Origin of the sequence: Serratia sp. CY71090, assembly GCF_052166845.1 — a bacterium.
Taxonomy (GTDB): Bacteria; Pseudomonadota; Gammaproteobacteria; order Enterobacterales; family Enterobacteriaceae; genus Serratia; species Serratia nematodiphila.
The window spans coordinates 157,695-175,168 of record NZ_JBJNOA010000001.1 but is presented as its reverse complement, the minus strand read 5'-3'; the positions used below and the strand labels follow the sequence as shown (position 1 = coordinate 175,168).

Below are 17,474 nucleotides of genomic sequence, written 5' to 3'. Positions count from 1 at the left end.
CCTCATTATTTCTCGACGCGGTCAGCGGCCGGCGCGCCTTTGCGTTTTCCCAGGAAGTTATGCGCCACCAGCAGCGCGAACACGGCGACGATCGCCAACATGATCATCTCCTTCGACATAAAGCGCGCCATATTGCCCAGCAGGATGCCGATCGCGCCGAAGTCGGCGTCGGAGAAGGTGGTGTTGGCAAAACCCAGCGCCCCCAACACCGGCAGCAGCAGCACCGGCAGGAAGGTGATCAGCAGCCCGTTGGCAAAGGCGCCCAGCATCGCGCCGCGCCGCCCGCCGGTCGCGTTGCCGAACACCCCGGCGGTAGCGCCGGTGAAGAAATGCGGCACCACGCCGGGCAGGATCAGCACCATCTTCAGTTGCCCCAGCAGGAACAGCCCGGCCAACCCGCCAAGGAAGCTGAACAGGAAGCCGATCAGCACCGCGTTGGGGGCATAGGGATAAACCACCGGACAATCCAACGCCGGCCGCGCGTTAGGCACCAGTTTTTCCGAGAAGCCGGTGAACGCCGGCACGATCTCCGCCAGAATCAAGCGCACGCCCTGCAGAATGATGAACACCCCGGCGGCGAAGGTGATGGCCTGGATAATCGAATACACCAGGTAGTTCTGGCCGCCGCTGAGCTCGCTTTCCACATAGGCCCGCCCGGCGCAGATCGCCAGGATCAGGTAGATGACGATCATGGTCATCGAGATCGAAATGGAACTGTCGCGCAGGAAGCTGAGGTTTTTCGGCAGGTTCATCTCCTCGGTTGAGCGCGAATTTTTGCCCACCTTCGAGCCGATCCAGCCGGACAACACATAGCCCAGGGTGCCGAAGTGGCCGAAAGCGATATCGTCGTTGCCGGTGATGCGGCGCATATAGCGCTGGGCAATCGCCGGGAAGAACGCCATCACCAGCCCCAGGGTCAACGCGCCGGTAAACACCAACTGCACGCCCTCGAAGCCTGCCACCGTCAGGATGATGCCGATCATGCAGGCCATGTAGAAGGTGTGGTGGCCGGTGAGGAAGATGTATTTCAGCCGGGTGAAGCGCGCCACCACGATGTTCGCCACCATGCCAAACGCCATGATCAAGGCGGTGGAAGCGCCGTATTTCTCCAGCGCGATAGAGACGATCGCTTCGTTGTTCGGAATGATGCCCTGAATATTAAACGCGTGTTCGAACATGCCGCCCAACGGATTGAGCGACCCGACCAATACCGTGGCGCCGCCGCCCAAAACGATAAAGCCGAGAATGGTTTTTACCGTGCCTTTCACCACGTCGGAAAAGGATTTCTTTTGCGCCAGCAAACCGATCAGCGCAATAAGCCCGACCAGCACCGAAGGCACCTTTAATATATCCACCACAAACTTGAGCGTTTCCTGGATAAACATATCCACCTCGCCAATCGTTTTATTCAGAGGATTGAGTGGGCTTCGAAGTAAGCGCGCAGCTTGGCTTCCAGCTCATTGATGTCGATGATGTTGCTGATCACCACCAGCTGCTCGGCCGGCACGCTGGCGCTGTCGGCAATGTCTTTCGCCATCACGAACACGTCGGCCGCGCCGGGAGTGGCGGACGACAGATCGGAGTGTTCAACCTCGGCCTCCACCCCCATCTTTTTCAGCACCTTTTTAATGTTCATTTCCACCATAAAGCTGCTGCCGAGACCTGAACCGCAAATCGCCATGATTTTCATGATATCCACCTGTTGAATTTAGCGTGTAGGGTAGCGCCGCCGGTCATATTCCCGGCGTTGTTAGCATTAATAATGTTCCTGGTGATTAAACGTTAATAGCGGGCGATAATATCCTCGATTTGCCGTTTATCTTTGGCGTGAAATAACGCCTCCATGGCCTGGTTATCGGAAAATAATTCCGCCAGTTGCGAAATCAATTCGATGTGGCTGTTGCCGTCGGGTGCGGAAAGCATCACCACCACCTGAACCGGATCGTTATCCGCGGAATGAAAGTTCACCCCCTGATGGATCTTCAACAGCGATAACCCCAGCGCGTTGGCGCCCTGCTCCGGTCGGGCGTGTGGCATGGCGATGCCCGGCGCCAGGACGAAGTAAGGGCCGAGCTTCTCCTGCTGATGAAAGATGGCCGTCAGGTAATTCGGCGTAATCACACCGTCTTGCAGCAGCGGCTGCGCGCTCAGCGCTACCGCCTGGCGCCAGTCCTCCACCCGTTCGCACAGCTGTATATGATCGGCGGTCAGCCACTCTTTCAGCACGTTATCCTCCCGAGAGTCGATGATTGCGGCTGGTGATTAATTCACCGGCGACGGTAAAACTTTAATCAACCCCTCCCGGGCACACAGTGATGGATATCACAAAGATAGCGCTACCAAAGCGCTATCATGCAGATCTGTGATAGCGCTATCAAAACGCCGTGCCGCGGTATGACGTTAACCACAATTTTTTCTCGCTCTTTCGGCTAACGGGGTAGAATGTGCCGCATACGGGGATCGTCGAAGCCGCGCCGTCGGCTTCCCACCCTCACCATTTTTATGCGCCGCGCGCGCATTTCAGTCGGGATTTGGCATGTCGATCGGTAAAAAACGACGCAGCACGGGCAGGGTGACGTTGGCTGATGTAGCGCAGCTGGCGGGCGTCGGCACCATGACGGTGTCGCGCGCGCTGCGCACGCCGGAGCAGGTTTCAGACAAACTGCGCGAGAAGATTGAAGCCGCGGTGAGCGAGTTGGGGTATCTGCCCAACCTGGCCGCCAGTTCGCTGGCGTCGGCCTCCTCTTACACCATCGCCATGGTGGTGCCCAGCCTGTCCGAATCCGGCTGCGCCGAGATGTTCGCCGGCCTGCAGAAAGTGCTGCAGCCCGCCGGCTATCACATCATGCTGGCGGAATCGCAGCACCACCTGGAACGCGAGGAGAAACTGCTGGAGACGCTGCTCTCTTACAACCTGGCGGCGGCGGTGCTGCTCAGCGTCGAGCATTCGCAAAATGCCCGCAACGCGTTGATCGCCGCCAACATTCCGGTAGTGGAGATCGGCGCCGTGCGTGCCGATCCGATCGACATGAGCATCGGCATCGATTACGTGGCGGCCATGTATCAGCTGACGCAAACGGTGATCGCCAGCGGCTATCAGAACATCGGGCTGCTGTGCGCCAATCAGGAACAGTGGATTTTCCAGCAGCACCTGCAGGGCTGGCACAAGGCGCTGCTGCGCAACCATATGTCGCCGCATCGGGTGATCAACGCCGCGCAGCCCGCCAGCTTCAGCACTGGCGCGCAGCAGCTGCCGGAATTCTTGCTGGCCTGGCCGGAGCTGGACGCGCTGGTGTGCGCCTCGGACGAACTGGCCGGCGGCGCGCTGTATGAATGCCAGCGGCGGCGCATCAAGGTGCCGGACAATCTGGCGGTGGTGGGATTCGGCAACAGCGAGTTCAGCCGGGTGTGCCAGCCGCCGCTGACCACCATGACCATTCCGCATCGCGACATCGGCATTCAGGCCGGCCAGGCGCTGCTGGCGCGGCTGAACGAGCAACCCTGGCAGCCGGCAGGTTCCCTGCCCGCCACGCTGTGCCGCCGCGACAGCTGCTGAATCCGCGCCATAAAAAAAGCCGGTCGATGACCGGCTTTCTCACGCGTTGGCGTCTCAGTGGTTGTCGAGCGGCTTACCGTAATCCTGCTCGTTGTTGCGCGTCAGCCACAGCGACAGCGCCTTCAGCGAATCCGGGGTAAATTCGTCGCAGCGCGCGGTGATCTCTTCCGGCGTCAGCCAGCACACTTCAGCCACTTCTTCTTCCTGCAGCGCGAACGGGCCGTGCGACACACAGCTAAACAGCGCGCCCCACACCCGGCACTGCTCTTCTTCGAAGTAGAACAGACCGTGTTCGGCGAAAGGCACGCCGGCGATGCCCAGCTCCTCTTCCGCCTCGCGGCGCGCCGAATCCAGCACGTTTTCACCGCTTTGCACTACGCCACCCGCCGTCGCATCCAACCAGCCCGGGTAGAAGTCCTTGATCTCGGTGCGACGCTGCACCAGAATTTTTCCCATCCCATCATGCACCACAATATAGGTAGCACGATGACGCAGCCGCTCCGCCCGCATCTGTTGACGACTGGATTGCGCAATCACCTCGTTTTGCTCGTCGACGATATCAACCCATTCGGTATCTGCAGCCTGACCCTGTTCCGCCATCCTCTAAAACCTTCTATTTTGGCGCGATGCATCCCGCGCGCTGGTTAATCAATGAGTGTTTTTCAAAGATTTTTATTGTGTGTGTATAAATTAGTGCGTTTAGCGTGTTAACGCCACCTCCGCGACGACCTTGCCGTCGTCGAGCGTCAGCACGCGCAAAGTGCCCCGATCCAACATGCCGTAGCTGGCCGGAAAGCCCCCTTTCGGGATGCTGACCGAGCCCGGATTGAAGCAATAGATCTCACCCTGCCGCTCCGCCTGCGGCAGATGCGTATGGCCGTAGGCCAGGACGTCACCGCGGGATAACGGCGGCAGTGCCGAGGGATGATAAAGGTGACCGTGGGTCAAAAACAATCGTCTTTTTTGCAGTAAAACCTGCTGCCAGGGCGCCTCGATGGGAAACGTCAGCAGCATCTGATCGACCTCGCTGTCGCAATTGCCGCGAACGGCGATGATCTTGTCGCTATAGCGATTCAATCGTTCGGCAACCTGAGCGGGCTGATACCCGGCCGGCAGCGCGTTGCGCGGGCCGTGATTCAGCAAATCGCCCAGAAGAATCAGCCAGTCAGCTCCCTGTTGTGCGAACAATTCCAGCACGCGTTCGGTAGCCGGCAGCGATCCGTGGATATCCGAGGCGAACATCAGCTTCATAACCTTGTCCTATAGAGGGAAATAAGCGCCATTTTACCGCGCCGGCGCCGTGCGGCAAACCGCCGCCCGCTCCGGTGGAGAATTGTGATCCAACTGCGCAGATAGCATCGGACGAATCCCACATAGCCTGCTATCCTTAGCTGCTATTGTTGGATCTCTGATATACCTTTGTGCGCGGCGAAGACCGCAGCAACGTGTAATGAATTACAGATCACCTTACCGCAGGAGGCAACATGATTGACCTGTATTACGCGCCTACTCCCAATGGTCACAAGATCACCTTGTTTCTGGAAGAGGTCGGCTTGCCCTACCGTATCCATCGCGTAAACATCAGCGCCGGCGAGCAGTTCAAACCGGACTTTCTGAGCATTTCTCCCAACAACAAAATCCCGGCGATTGTCGATCAGCAACCGGTGGACGGCGGCGCGCCAATCAGCCTGTTCGAGTCCGGGGAAATCCTGCTGTATCTGGCGGAGAAGACCGGCAAGCTGCTGAGCAAGGGCCTGCGCGAACGCGCCGCCACCCTGCAGTGGCTGTTCTGGCAGGTGGCCGGGTTCGGGCCGATGCTCGGGCAGAATCACCACTTTAACCACTACGCGCCGCAGCCGGTGCCTTACGCCATCGAGCGTTACCATCTGGAAACCAAACGGCTGTACGGCGTGCTGGACGCTGAACTGCAAAAACACCCGTACCTGGGCGGCGATAACTACAGCATCGCCGATATCGCCACCTACCCGTGGGTGGTGTCGCATCCGCGCCAGCGCATCGATCTGGCAGATTACCCGGCGGTGCGCAACTGGTTCGAGCGCATCAGCAACCGCCCGGCGACCGAGCGCGCCTACAAACTGGCCGAACAAGCCTAATCGCCTCCTCCGACTCCCCGTCGGCCGGGGAGTCACATCGTCCTCACGTTATCATTTCCTTACTTTCCGTGTATTCTGAACGCTAATAATCAGACCTATGGAGAATCTCTGATGTCTTTCAGTCAACCCGACGCCGTTATTCGCATTAAAAATCTGCGGCTGCGCACGTTCATCGGTATCAAGGAAGAGGAAATCAACAACCGGCAGGACGTTCTGATCAACGTGGTGATCCACTACCCGGCGGACAAGGCGCGCAACAGCGAAGACATCGCCGACGCGCTCAACTACCGCACCATCACCAAAGCGATCATCCGCCATGTGGAAGATAACCGTTTCGCGTTGCTGGAAAAATTAACGCAGGATGTGCTCGACATCGTAAAAGAACACGCCTGGGTAACCTATGCTGAAGTGGAGATAGATAAACTTCTGGCTCTGCGCTACGCCGATTCGGTCTCCATGACCATGAGCTACCGCCGGGGCTAACTCAGGGAGGTAGACCATGCGGATCCTGATCACCGGCGCAACGGGATTGATAGGCAGCAGCCTGACGGCAAGACTGCTGGCGCTTTCTCACCACATTACGGTACTGACCCGCGACGAGCGGCGCGCCCGAGCCAGGCTCGGCGATCGGCCGAGCTATTGGCAAACGCTGGACGACCGGCAGTCGCTGGATGACTTCGACGCGGTGATCAACCTGGCCGGCGAACCTATCGCCGACAAGCGCTGGAGCGCGCAGCAGAAAGAGCGCCTGTGCCGCAGCCGCTGGGATCTGACCGAACGCCTGGCGCAGCTGATCAAGGCCGGCAGCACGCCGCCCGGCGTGCTGATTTCCGGTTCCGCCGTCGGCTACTACGGCGATCAGGGGCAGGCGGTGGTCACCGAAGAGGAGCCGCCGCACGACGAATTCACCCACCAGCTGTGCCAGCGCTGGGAAACGCTGGCGCTGCAAGCGCAGAGCGACGCCACCCGCGTCTGCCTGCTGCGCACCGGCGTGGTGCTGGCGCCACAGGGCGGCGCGCTGGCCAAAATGCTGCCGCCGTTCCGCTTCGGGCTCGGCGGCCCGATCGGCGACGGCCGCCAATACCTGCCGTGGATCCACCTCGAAGACATGGTCAACGGCATTATTTATCTGCTGGATCACGCCACCCTGAGCGGCCCGTTCAACATGGTCGCTCCCTACCCGGTGCACAACGAGCAATTCGCCGCCCAATTGGCCAACGTGCTCGATCGCCCGGCGTTTCTGCGGGTGCCGGCGTTCGTCATGCGTTTGTTGATGGGGGAAGCGGCGGTGCTGGTGCTCGGCGGCCAGCGGGCGGTGCCGAAACGGCTGGAAGAAGCCGGCTTCCACTTCCGCTATCTGGAGTTGGAACAGGCGTTGGATGACGTTGTCAATCAGCGGGCCGAAGCCCGCTGATCTGAGGTTACTTCAACGCGCCGGACAGGAACTGCTGCAGGCGCGGGCTTTTGGGGTTGCCGAACAGCTCGGCCGGCGGCCCCTGTTCTTCAATCAACCCTTTGTGCAGGAAGATCACGTGGTTGGAAACGTGGCGCGCAAACTCCATTTCGTGCGTCACCACCACCATGGTCTTCCCCTCCTCCGCCAGCTTCTGCATGATGCGCAGCACCTCGCCCACCAGTTCGGGATCCAGCGCCGACGTCGGTTCGTCAAACAGCAGCACCTCCGGCTCCATCGCCAATGCGCGGGCGATAGAGACGCGCTGCTGCTGGCCGCCCGACAGGTGCACCGGGTATTTGCCGCGCGCCCGCTCGTCGATGCCCACTTTGTCCAGGTAGCGCACCGCGCGCTCGTGCGCGTCGGCCTTGCTCAGCCCCAGCACCTGCACCGGCGCTTCCATCACGTTCTCCAGCACCGTCATGTGGCTCCACAGGTTAAAGTGCTGGAATACCATGGTCAGGCGGGTGCGCAACAGCTGCAGCTGCTTCTTGTCGAATACCTTCAGCTGGCCGTCCTTGTCGCGCACCATGCGAATATCTTCGTTGTTCAGACTGATCGAACCTTCGCTCGGCTTCTCAAGGAAGTTGATGCAGCGCAGAAAGGTGCTTTTGCCGGAGCCGGAGGAGCCGATGATGCTGATCACATCCCCGGCGTTGGCCGCCAGCGAGACGCCCTTCAGCACTTCGTGGTCGCCATAGCGTTTGTGCAGTTCCGTGACGGCTAATTTATTCTCAGACATGGTTTTCTTCCCGTCATTTATCAGTGACTAACGTGTGCCATCCAGCGTTTCTCAGCTTTGCGGAACAGGCTGATTAACACGTAGGAGATGATCAGATACAGCACCGCCGCGATGCCGAAGGCGTAGAACGGCTGATAGGTCGCGGCGTTGATGTCGCGCGCGATCTTCAGCAGGTCCGGCACGGTGGCGGTAAACGCCAGCGCGGTGGAATGCAGCATCAGGATCACCTCGTTGCTGTAAGCCGGCAGCGCGGTGCGCAGCGCCGAAGGCAAAATAATGCAGCGATACATCTTGAAGCGCGAGAAACCGTAGGCGTTGGCGGCCTCGATTTCACCGTGCGGCACCGAGCGGATCGCCCCGGCGAAGATCTCGGTGGTATAAGCGCAGGTGTTGAGCGTCAGCGCCAGGATGGTGCAGTTGAGCCCGCTGCGGAAAAACGCATTGAGAAACTCGCTGCCGCGCACGATCTCAAGGCTGTACATGCCGGAGTAGAACACCAGCAGCTGCACGTACAGCGGCGTACCGCGAAACACATAGGTGTAGAGCCACACCGGGAAACGCACCCAGCGAAGGGAAGACACGCGCGCCACCGCCATCGGGATCGCCAGCAGCCCGCCCATCACCACTGAAGCGATCAGCAGCCACAGCGTGATCGCCACGCCGGTAAAGCGGTAGCCGTCGCTCCACAGCAGCGACTGCCAGTACTGTTGCAGGATCTCAATCATAGCTCGGCCCTCTTGACGCCCAGTGAGTAACGCCGTTCAAGCCACAGCAGCACGCCGTTGGAAACGGTAGTGAAAACCAGGTACACCACGCCGGCCACGATGGCGAAGAAGAACGGCTGATAGGTGCCTTTCCCCGCCAACTGCGTGGCTTTCACCACGTCGTTCAGGCCAAGGATCGACACCAGCGCCGTCGCCTTCAGGATCACCTGCCAGTTGTTGCCGATGCCCGGCAGGGCGAAACGCATCATCGCCGGGAACAGAATGCGCCGGAAGATCTGCGCGCCGCTGAAGCCATAGGCCGTCGCCGCTTCGATCTGCCCTTTCGGCACCGCCAGATAAGCGCCGCGGAAGGTCTCGGTAAAATAAGCGCCGTAGATAAAGCCGAGGGTAATGATGCCGGCGCCGAGCGGATCGATATCGATCTGCGCGAAGCCCAACAGCGTAGTGATATTGTTCAGCGCGATTTGCAGACCGTAAAAGATCAGCAGCATCAGCACCAGATCGGGCACGCCGCGGATCAGCGTGGTATAGGCGCCGAACAGGCCGGAGATAAAGGGGTTATGAGACAGTTTGCCACCGGCGCCGATCAGGCCGATCACCACCGCCAGCAGCACGGAACTGAGGGCCAGCTCCAGCGTCACCAGAGCCCCCTCGAAAATCAGTTGGGAATAGCCTTGCAGCATCTACTTCACCCTGTGGTCTAGGATCCGAACCATCGGGGCCGGCACGCCGGCCCCGCAGTCACAGCATGGAACGGTAAGCGGATTACCCGCCGTAGACGTCAAAGTCGAAGTACTTTTTCGCGTATTTGTCGTAGGTGCCGTCTTTGCGCATCTCGGCGAAGGCTTTGTCCAGCGCCGCTTTCAGCTCGGTATCGGTCTTGCGCAGCCCCATGCCGGTGCCGACGCCGAAGAACTTGTCATCCTTCACCGATTCGCCGGCGAACGCATAGTCTTTGCCCGGCGGCTGTTTCAGGAAGCCGTCGCTGCCCGCCACTTCATCCTGGAAGGCGGCGTCGATACGCCCGGAAGCCAAATCGGCGTAAACCAGATCCTGGTTCTGGTAAGGCACGACGGTGATGCCCTTCGGCTGCCACATGGCGTTGGCGTAGGCTTCCTGGGTCGTGCCCTGCAACACGCCCACGCTCTTGCCTTTCAGGGCGTCCACGGTAGGCAGCAGCTTGGATCCTTTCGGCGCGATCAGACGCGCGTTGGCGGCATACAGCTTGTCGGTAAAGGCGATTTCCTGCTGGCGTTTTTCGGTGATGGACAGCGAAGAGATGATGGCGTCGATTTTCTTCGCCTTGAGGGATGGGATCAGCGCGTCGAAGTCGCTCTCCACGAAGGTGCATTGGGTATTGATGCGTTTGCACAGCTCTTTGGCCAAATCGATGTCAAAGCCAACCAATTCGCCTTTGGCGTTTTTGGATTCAAACGGTGCGTAAGTCGGATCGGTGCCAATCTTCAGCGTGGAAGGAATGGCGGCAAAGGCGCTGCTGGCGGCGCTCAAAGCCAGAACTAACGGCAAAATCAAAACCCGCTTTTTCATAAATTACCCTCAAATTGATTTTTTTGATGCCACTACGGGCATTACTTTTCCCCACCAAATCAATTTGCAGTAATCGTGCCACATTAGGTGCTACGGGCGGAGGGAACGGCTCCGGCCTTCACAATACTGTTTCCTGGGACGATAACCGCAAAATTAAATCGGCCGCTCGGGGCCGCGCCACTGGCAGCCGCGATAAGGCGGCGCCATGAAACAGTGAACGTGATGAAGTGGGATCATTATGGTGCATGCGCCGCCCTAATTCAGTGCGGTGTTGCACAAATGTACCAATTTGGGGATGAAAATGTTAATCAGCGCCCTGCCAGCGGGTGAACAGATCGGCCGGCAGTTCGATATCAAACTGATCGATCACCCGATTGACGGTCTGATCGATGATGTCTTCCACGCTTTTCGGCTGGTGGTAAAACGCCGGCACCGGCGGCATGATCACCGCGCCCATCTCCGCTGCCTGCGTCATCAGCCGCAGGTGCCCAAGGTGCAGCGGCGTTTCCCGCACGCACAGCACCAAACGGCGGCGCTCTTTGAGCACCACGTCGGCGGCGCGGGTCAGCAGCCCGTCGCTGTAGCTGTTGACGATGCCGGACAGGGTTTTGATCGAGCATGGCAGGATCGCCATACCCAGGGTTTTGAAAGAGCCGGAGGAGATGGCGGCGGCGATATCGCGCGCATCGTGCACCACGTCGGCCAGAGCCTGCACTTCACGCAGGCTGTACGGCGTTTCCAGCGCCAGCGTCTGCCGTGCAGCGTTGCTCATCACCAGATGGGTTTCCACCTCTGCGACGTCGCGCAAAACCTGTAACAGGCGCACGCCGTAGATCGCGCCGCTGGCGCCGGAAATGCCGATGATGAGTCGTTTCATGGAAAATGGCCTCTGCCGTAAAAAGTAAGATCAGGCAGACTTTGCCGCAATGGCGAGGGATAAGCAAGTTCACAGGAGCAAGGCGCACCGCCACAGACGCGGCGATGCCCCCCGAGTAATCAACGCGGCCGGTTAGCCTTCGTTGTGCAGTTCCAGATTTTCCGCTTCGGTTTGCCCTCGCAGCGCCTTGGCGTCGTCGCTGCGCAGCGACTCCAGGTATTCCAGATAGCTTTGATCGACGTCTTTGGTCACGTAGATGCCGTTGAACACCGAGCATTCGAACTGGGTGATGTCCGGGTTCTCTTCGCGCACCGCTTCAATCAGATCGTCCAGGTCCTGGAAGATCAGCCCGTCGGCGCCGATGATCTGGCGGATTTCATCCACTTCACGCCCGTGGGCGATCAGTTCGTTGGCGCTCGGCATGTCGATGCCGTAGACGTTAGGGAAACGCACTTCCGGCGCGGCGGAAGCCAGATAGACGCGCTTGGCGCCCGCTTCGCGCGCCATTTCGACGATCTGCTCCGAAGTGGTGCCGCGCACGATGGAGTCATCCACCAGCAGCACGTTCTTGTCGCGGAATTCGGCGCGGTTGGCGTTCAGCTTGCGGCGCACCGACTGACGACGCGCCTGCTGGCCCGGCATGATAAAGGTGCGGCCGACGTAGCGGTTCTTCACAAAGCCCTGGCGGTAGGGCTTCTCGAGAATACGCGCGATCTCCAGCGCGATGTCGCAGGAGGTTTCCGGGATCGGGATCACCACGTCGATGTCCAGATCTTCCCATTCGCGGGCAATCTTCTCACCCAGCTTCTGGCCCATGCGCACGCGGGCGCTGTAGACCGAGATCTTGTCCATAAAGGAGTCCGGGCGCGCGAAATAGACGTATTCAAACAGGCACGGGTTGGTTTTCGGGTTCTCTGCGCACTGGCGGGTGAACAGCTGGCCCTTGGTGGTGATGTACACCGCTTCGCCCGGCGCCACATCGCGCAGGAACTCAAAGCCCAGGGTATCCAGCGCCACGCTCTCGGAAGCCACCATGTACTCGCTGCGGCCATCCTCCAGCGTGCGCTTGCCGATCACCAGCGGGCGAATGCCGTTCGGATCGCGGAACGCCAGCAGGCCATGGCCGATGATCATCGCCACGCAGGCGTAAGCGCCGCGCAGTTGCTGATGCATGGCGGCGACCGCGGTAAAGATGTTGTCGGCCTCCAGCGGGTAGTGCGGGAAGCGATCCAGCTCGCTGGCCAGCACGTTCAGCAGGATTTCCGAGTCGGAGGTGGTGTTGACATGGCGGCGGCCGCTTTCGAACAGCTTTTGGCGCAGCTCATGGGCGTTGGTCAGGTTGCCGTTGTGGGCCAGCGTAATGCCGAACGGCGAGTTGACGTAGAAAGGCTGGGCCTCAGAGGCGCTCGAGCTGCCGGCCGTCGGGTAACGCACATGGCCAATGCCCATGTTGCCCTGCAAGCGTTGCATATGGCGCGCCTCAAACACATCTTTCACCAGGCCGTTGGCTTTACGCAAACGGAACCCGTTGTGGGCGTCAATGGTGACGATGCCTGCGGCATCCTGGCCACGGTGCTGAAGCACCGTCAGCGCATCATAAATCGACTGGTTTACCGGCATGAAACCGGCGATACCGACAATACCGCACATGTTGTCTTTTCCTCATCAGCGCTACCGCCCCGGCAATTGGGTCGGCAAGAAACTCGACGTGCTCTGCAGGTAGTCAAAGAACCACCTGATGACGTAACTGAACTGGGGAATGAGCTGCGACTGTTTCCAGTCGGCACTCTGTGAAAAGCCGGTAAAGGTATCCAGGAAGAACAGGATCGCTGCGACGATCAATACTCCGCGCAGCGCGCCGAAGCAGATGCCCAACACCCGGTCGGTGCCCGACAACCCGGTTTTCTCTACCAGTGAGCTAATCACATAGTTAACAATAGCCCCTACGATCAAGGTCGCGATGAACAAAATCGCGATCGCGATGCCGTTTCGCACCAGTTCATCTTCAAAACGAGTGAAATAGACCGCAAGGTAAGAGTAGAAATGGCTGGCAACAAAAAACGCACATCCCCATGTCACAAGTGACAATGCTTCGCGAACAAACCCTCGGATCAGGCTCACCAGAGCCGAAAATCCAATCACCGCTATAATGACGTAATCAATCCAGACCATGAACTATTCCAATGATGAATCGCCCCTGCATCCAATTCGCGGCGAATTCTAACAGAAAAAGAAAACGTTTGCGTAGGGGATTTCCTACCACGTTACAAATAAAAAGCGGCGATCAAAAAATTCCCAATCGCCGCGCCTACATAGGTGATTTCGCCTGTAAAAGGCGCGGTTTTTCTCGCTTTCTCTCCACCACTCCTTAATTCAGGGGCGCATCGTGCTGCGCCCCTGCGGGGTTTAACGGCCGTACGGCTTCACCTGCCCGCTCAGCCCGCTGATCGAGTTCAGCGACGGCAGCGCCGCCTGCAGCTTCTGCTTGGAGGCATCCGGGCCGACGTAGATACGGGTGATCTGCCCCTGCACCGGCGTTGACGGCACGGTAAAGGCGCGATAGCCCGAGAGGCGCAGCGAGGCGACAATCTCGTTCGCCTTGGCGGCATTTTTCAACGCCCCGAGCTGCACGACGTAGGCTTGCCCGGCCGGCGCTTTTTCTTCCGCCGGTTTCGGCTGCGGCGTAGGTTCAGGTTTCGGCGTCGGCTCCGGCTTCGGTACCGGCTTCACTTCCACCGGTTTCGGTTGCGGCGCCGGTTTCGGTTTCACTTCCACCGGTTTGGTTTCTACCGGTTTCGGCTTGGGCTGCGGCACCGGCTGAGGACGCGTTTCGACCGGCGGCGGCGCCACCTGCGCCGGCTGCTGAGCACCTTGCCGCACCGCCTGTTGCGCCGCCGCTTCATTGGCCGCCTGCTGTTCGACCAGCGCGCCCGCCCCTTCCGGCGGCTGCGCCGGCAACGGTTGCGTCACCGGTGGCAGCACGTCGTTCTCTTCGACGTCGCCCGCCTTCGGCACCAACGGAATGGCCGCGAATTCATCCTCGTAATGCTTCTTTTTACCGTCCAGCAACCCTGGCAGGATGATCACCCCCAGCGCCACCAGAATCACGGTTCCGACCAGTCGGTTCTGAAATTTACTCGCCACTCACACTCCCCGCATCTCGTCTGACGCCGCCATCACCTGCGCCACGGTGTGGAACGATCCACAGACGATCACAATATCCTGTTTATCAGCATCCTGCATAGCCTGCCGCCAGGCAGTTTCGACATCATTAAAGCGTCGCGGTTCCGCAAGATGTTGCGCCAGCTGTTCGACGCTGGCGCCGCGCGGCCCGTCGAGCGGCGCGCAGTACCATTCATCCACCTGCTCGCTGAGGCAGGCCAGCGTGCCGGCGATATCCTTGTCCGACAGCATGCCCACCACCGCGCGCACCTTGCCGCCGTTGCGCGGCAGTTTGGCCAGACGCCCGGCCAGATAGCCGGCGGCGTGCGGATTGTGCGCCACATCGAGGATCAGCGTCGGCTCACGCCGCACGATCTGGAAGCGCCCCGGCAGCGTCGCCTGCTGCAGCCCGGTGAAAATCGCGCGTTCGTCGATTTCCAGTGGAGAACAGTTGAGCGCCGCCAGCGCGGTAGCGGCGTTGGCCAGCGGTACGTTCGGCGTCGGCAGATCGGTCAGCAGCGTGTCGCCGCCCTGCCACTGCCAGCGATCGCCCTGCTCGCTGAAGCGCCAGGCTTCGCCGCGGCGAGACAGCGGCGCGCCCAGCGTTTCGGCAACCTGACGAATGCTGTCCGGCATGTCGGGTTCACCGACCACCGCCGGTTTGCCGCTGCGGAAAATGCCGGCCTTTTCACGGCCGATGCTTTCGCGATCGTTGCCCAGCCAGTCGGTGTGATCGAGCGCGATGCTGGTGATCACCGCCACGCTCGGATCGACGATGTTGGTGGCATCGAGACGCCCGCCCAGGCCCACTTCCAGGATCACCACGTCGAGCCGCGCCTGTTTGAACAGCTGCAGCGCCGACAGGGTGCCGAATTCGAAATAGGTCAGCGACGTTTCGCCGCGGCCGGCTTCAATGGCGGCGAACGAGCGGCTGTGCTCCGCTTCGCTCAGCTCTTCCCCCTGAATGCGCACGCGTTCGGTATAGCGCACCAGATGCGGCGAACTGTAGACGCCGACGCGCAGGCCGGCGGCCAGCAGAATCGCTTCAAGGGTGCGACAGGTGGTGCCTTTGCCGTTGGTGCCGGCAACGGTGAACACCGTGGGTGCGGGGGTCAGTAAATCCAGATGCGCCGCGACGCGCTGTACGCGCTCGAGGCCGAGTTCGATCGCCTGGCTGTGCAGACGTTCCAGATAATAAAGCCACGAGCTCAATGGCGACGTGGCTTGGGGAATTTGGTGGTTTTGCATGAGTCCCATCACTGAACTTGGGTTCATTAATCCATCAGGGCACCACCCTCACCGCGGTAAAGGCGATGCGCTTCGTGACTGCCGCCAGCCTGCCAACCGCAGCGGATAGGCTACGGCCGGCGGAGAGCGGGCATCAGCCGTCACTTAGCCACAAAGTGGCGGCTGAACCCGGGCGGGATCTGTCTTTGCCTCAGGCGTCGGCCTGCTGCTCCGGCTCAATGACCGGCGCGGCCTCATCGAAATGCGGCTGCGGCTGGTTGGTCAGCTTGGACAGAATGCTCGCCAACGTTTGGCGCATTTCCGGACGGCGAACGATCATGTCTATCGCGCCTTTTTCGATCAGGAACTCGCTGCGCTGGAAGCCTGGTGGCAGTTTCTCGCGCACGGTTTGCTCGATAACGCGCGGGCCGGCAAAACCGATCAGCGCTTTCGGCTCGGCGATGTTGATGTCGCCCAGCATCGCCAGGCTGGCGGAGACACCGCCCATGGTCGGGTCGGTCAGCACGGAGATATACGGCAAGCCGCGCTCCTGCATTTTGGCCAACGCCGCGCTGGTTTTCGCCATCTGCATCAGCGACATCAGCGCTTCCTGCATACGCGCGCCGCCGCTGGCGGAGAAGCACACCAGCGGACAGTTGTCCTCCAGCGCCTGCTCAACCGCACGCACGAAACGCGCGCCGACCACGGAAGACATCGAGCCGCCGATGAAGGCGAATTCGAAGGACGCGGCGACGATCGGCATACCGTACAGCGTGCCCTTCATCACCACCAGCGCGTCTTTCTCGCCGGTCGCTTTCTGTGCGGCGACCAGACGATCTTTATAGCGCTTGGAATCCTTGAATTTCAGAACGTCCTTCGGCTCCAGATCGCTGCCCAGCTCCACTTCGCTGCCTTCATCCAGCAGGGTATGCAGACGCGCGCGCGCGCCCATACGCATGTGATGGTCGCACTTCGGGCACACTTCCAGATTCCGCTCCAGCTCGGCGCGGTAGAGAACCTGGCCGCAGCTGTCGCATTTAGTCCAGACCCCTTCAGGAATGCTCGCCTTACGGGTTTGTGTGATATTGCTCTTGTTAAGAATTCGTTCAATCCAGCTCATCGATGACCTTTCTGTTTGAACCTGGCACACGCCAGTCCGCTGTTCATGCTTTAACAATCCCCCCGAAAACACCCCAATGAAAAAATGCCCGTTCGCGGCGCGGCAAGCGCGGCGACTGAGGCATCGGCTTCAGGGTTGTTCGCAGGAACAGACCATAATGTCGCTCATTAAACCATATCGGCCCGACGCTGTGGACAAAAAACTGGTCGAACCGACAGGTTAAGCGATGTTTTTACTGTTTTTGCTGGCGGGCGGCCGCGCGCTTGTGGCGCCAAATTTCAATCACGCCCGGCAGAATCGAAACGATGATGATCCCGACGATCAACAGTTTCAGGTTCTCCTGCACCACCGGCAGATCGCCGAACAGGTAGCCAGCATAAGTGAAGAGCAGCACCCAAACCAGTGCGCCAATCACGTTGTAGGCGGCGAAGTGGCGATAGGACATATGCCCCATGCCGGCGACGAACGGCGCAAAAGTACGCACGATCGGCACGAATCGCGCCAGAATAATCGTTTTCCCGCCGTGCTTCTCATAAAACTGATGCGTTTTATCCAGGTAGCTGCGGCGGAAGATTTTCGAATTCGGGTTGCTGAACAGCTTCTCGCCGAACAACCGCCCGATAGTGTAGTTCACCGCATCGCCGATGATCGCCGCCACGGCCATCAACGCCACCATGGTGTGCACGTTCAGATCGTTGGTCGGCAACGCCGCCAGCGCGCCGGCGACGAACAGCAAAGAATCCCCCGGCAGGAACGGCGTCACCACCAGACCGGTTTCACAAAACAGGATCAGGAACAGAATAGCGTAGACCCACATGCCGTATTGTGCGACCAGTTCGGCCAAGTGCACATCAATATGCAGAATGAAATCAATAATAAACTTGATGATGTCCATAAATTCTCTCATTGATGCCGGGCGTTTCAATCACCCGGCAGAAGCACAAGGGAGC

The 17,474-nt window shown here is 59.8% G+C and carries 20 protein-coding genes; 4 read left to right on the top strand and 16 right to left on the bottom strand.

Annotation, left to right across the window (positions count from 1 at the left end):
• Window positions 1–5: 5 nt before the first annotated feature.
• From ACJ8OK_RS00885 to ACJ8OK_RS00875, 3 genes are all read right to left on the bottom strand, one after another.
• Window positions 6–1,385 carry a PTS ascorbate transporter subunit IIC gene (locus tag ACJ8OK_RS00885; RefSeq protein ID WP_004936074.1) on the bottom strand — a complete coding sequence of 460 codons (1,380 nt, stop codon included), beginning with the start codon at window positions 1,383–1,385 and terminating at the stop codon, window positions 6–8.
• A gap of 23 nt (window positions 1,386–1,408) precedes the next feature.
• The gene (locus ACJ8OK_RS00880) at window positions 1,409–1,690 is read right to left on the bottom strand and encodes a PTS sugar transporter subunit IIB (RefSeq protein ID WP_015378585.1); all 282 of its coding nucleotides are present in this window, start codon (window positions 1,688–1,690) and stop codon (window positions 1,409–1,411) included.
• A gap of 92 nt (window positions 1,691–1,782) precedes the next feature.
• Window positions 1,783–2,226, bottom strand: coding sequence for a PTS sugar transporter subunit IIA (locus ACJ8OK_RS00875; RefSeq protein WP_060559976.1), 444 nt, complete (start codon window positions 2,224–2,226; stop codon window positions 1,783–1,785).
• 310 nt (window positions 2,227–2,536) lie between these two features.
• On the opposite strand from ACJ8OK_RS00875, the gene ACJ8OK_RS00870 reads away from it, so the two are divergent.
• A complete protein-coding gene (locus tag ACJ8OK_RS00870) occupies window positions 2,537–3,556 on the top strand; it encodes a LacI family DNA-binding transcriptional regulator (RefSeq protein WP_004936083.1) in 1,020 nt (339 codons plus the stop codon).
• Between the two features lie 54 nt (window positions 3,557–3,610).
• Here the strand turns inward: ACJ8OK_RS00870 and yfcD are convergent, their stop codons facing one another.
• Window positions 3,611–4,156 (bottom strand): NUDIX hydrolase YfcD, encoded by a 546-nt coding sequence (gene yfcD, locus ACJ8OK_RS00865; protein WP_004936086.1) that lies wholly within the window; start codon window positions 4,154–4,156, stop codon window positions 3,611–3,613.
• Window positions 4,157–4,255: 99 nt separating this feature from the next.
• Window positions 4,256–4,807 carry a phosphodiesterase gene (gene yfcE / locus ACJ8OK_RS00860; RefSeq protein ID WP_060559977.1) on the bottom strand — a complete coding sequence of 184 codons (552 nt, stop codon included), beginning with the start codon at window positions 4,805–4,807 and terminating at the stop codon, window positions 4,256–4,258.
• A 233-nt stretch (window positions 4,808–5,040) separates the two neighbouring features.
• Here yfcE and yfcG point away from each other — a divergent pair, with 233 nt between their 5' ends.
• The 3 genes from yfcG (at window position 5,041) to ACJ8OK_RS00845 (ending at window position 7,084) form a co-directional block, all read left to right on the top strand.
• On the top strand, window positions 5,041–5,670 hold the full coding sequence (gene yfcG / locus ACJ8OK_RS00855) for a GSH-dependent disulfide bond oxidoreductase (RefSeq protein WP_004936091.1): 630 nt from the start codon (window positions 5,041–5,043) through the stop codon (window positions 5,668–5,670).
• A 111-nt stretch (window positions 5,671–5,781) separates the two neighbouring features.
• On the top strand, window positions 5,782–6,153 hold the full coding sequence (gene folX / locus ACJ8OK_RS00850; protein WP_004936094.1) for a dihydroneopterin triphosphate 2'-epimerase: 372 nt from the start codon (window positions 5,782–5,784) through the stop codon (window positions 6,151–6,153).
• 16 nt (window positions 6,154–6,169) lie between these two features.
• A complete protein-coding gene (locus ACJ8OK_RS00845; RefSeq protein WP_060559978.1) occupies window positions 6,170–7,084 on the top strand; it encodes a TIGR01777 family oxidoreductase in 915 nt (304 codons plus the stop codon).
• Window positions 7,085–7,091: 7 nt separating this feature from the next.
• Here ACJ8OK_RS00845 and hisP read toward each other — a convergent pair whose 3' ends face one another.
• From hisP to ACJ8OK_RS00790, 11 genes are all read right to left on the bottom strand, one after another.
• Window positions 7,092–7,865, bottom strand: coding sequence for a histidine ABC transporter ATP-binding protein HisP (gene hisP, locus ACJ8OK_RS00840; protein ID WP_004936098.1), 774 nt, complete (start codon window positions 7,863–7,865; stop codon window positions 7,092–7,094).
• Between the two features lie 20 nt (window positions 7,866–7,885).
• Window positions 7,886–8,590 (bottom strand): ABC transporter permease, encoded by a 705-nt coding sequence (locus ACJ8OK_RS00835; RefSeq protein ID WP_004936100.1) that lies wholly within the window; start codon window positions 8,588–8,590, stop codon window positions 7,886–7,888.
• Window positions 8,587–9,273, bottom strand: coding sequence for a histidine ABC transporter permease HisQ (locus ACJ8OK_RS00830; RefSeq protein ID WP_015378590.1), 687 nt, complete (start codon window positions 9,271–9,273; stop codon window positions 8,587–8,589). Before ACJ8OK_RS00830 ends, ACJ8OK_RS00835 begins: the two co-directional genes overlap by 4 nt.
• 82 nt (window positions 9,274–9,355) lie before the next feature.
• Window positions 9,356–10,138: a histidine ABC transporter substrate-binding protein HisJ gene (gene hisJ / locus ACJ8OK_RS00825; RefSeq protein WP_004936109.1), complete on the bottom strand. Its 783-nt coding sequence runs from the start codon at window positions 10,136–10,138 to the stop codon at window positions 9,356–9,358.
• Between the two features lie 304 nt (window positions 10,139–10,442).
• A complete protein-coding gene (locus ACJ8OK_RS00820) occupies window positions 10,443–11,015 on the bottom strand; it encodes a UbiX family flavin prenyltransferase (protein WP_004936112.1) in 573 nt (190 codons plus the stop codon).
• Between the two features lie 132 nt (window positions 11,016–11,147).
• Complete coding sequence (gene purF, locus ACJ8OK_RS00815) at window positions 11,148–12,665, bottom strand: amidophosphoribosyltransferase (RefSeq protein WP_004936117.1); 1,518 nt, start codon at window positions 12,663–12,665, stop codon at window positions 11,148–11,150.
• A 21-nt stretch (window positions 12,666–12,686) separates the two neighbouring features.
• On the bottom strand, window positions 12,687–13,187 hold the full coding sequence (cvpA, locus tag ACJ8OK_RS00810; protein ID WP_004936119.1) for a colicin V production protein: 501 nt from the start codon (window positions 13,185–13,187) through the stop codon (window positions 12,687–12,689).
• Window positions 13,188–13,421: 234 nt separating this feature from the next.
• Entirely contained in the window at window positions 13,422–14,159 is a 738-nt protein-coding gene (dedD, locus tag ACJ8OK_RS00805; protein ID WP_015378591.1) for a cell division protein DedD, read from the bottom strand.
• On the bottom strand, window positions 14,160–15,425 hold the full coding sequence (gene folC, locus ACJ8OK_RS00800; protein ID WP_015378592.1) for a bifunctional tetrahydrofolate synthase/dihydrofolate synthase: 1,266 nt from the start codon (window positions 15,423–15,425) through the stop codon (window positions 14,160–14,162).
• 190 nt (window positions 15,426–15,615) lie between these two features.
• Window positions 15,616–16,524 (bottom strand): acetyl-CoA carboxylase, carboxyltransferase subunit beta, encoded by a 909-nt coding sequence (gene accD, locus ACJ8OK_RS00795; protein WP_004936126.1) that lies wholly within the window; start codon window positions 16,522–16,524, stop codon window positions 15,616–15,618.
• A 232-nt stretch (window positions 16,525–16,756) separates the two neighbouring features.
• Window positions 16,757–17,419 (bottom strand): DedA family protein, encoded by a 663-nt coding sequence (locus tag ACJ8OK_RS00790; protein ID WP_004936130.1) that lies wholly within the window; start codon window positions 17,417–17,419, stop codon window positions 16,757–16,759.
• Between the last annotated feature and the right edge of the window lie 55 nt (window positions 17,420–17,474).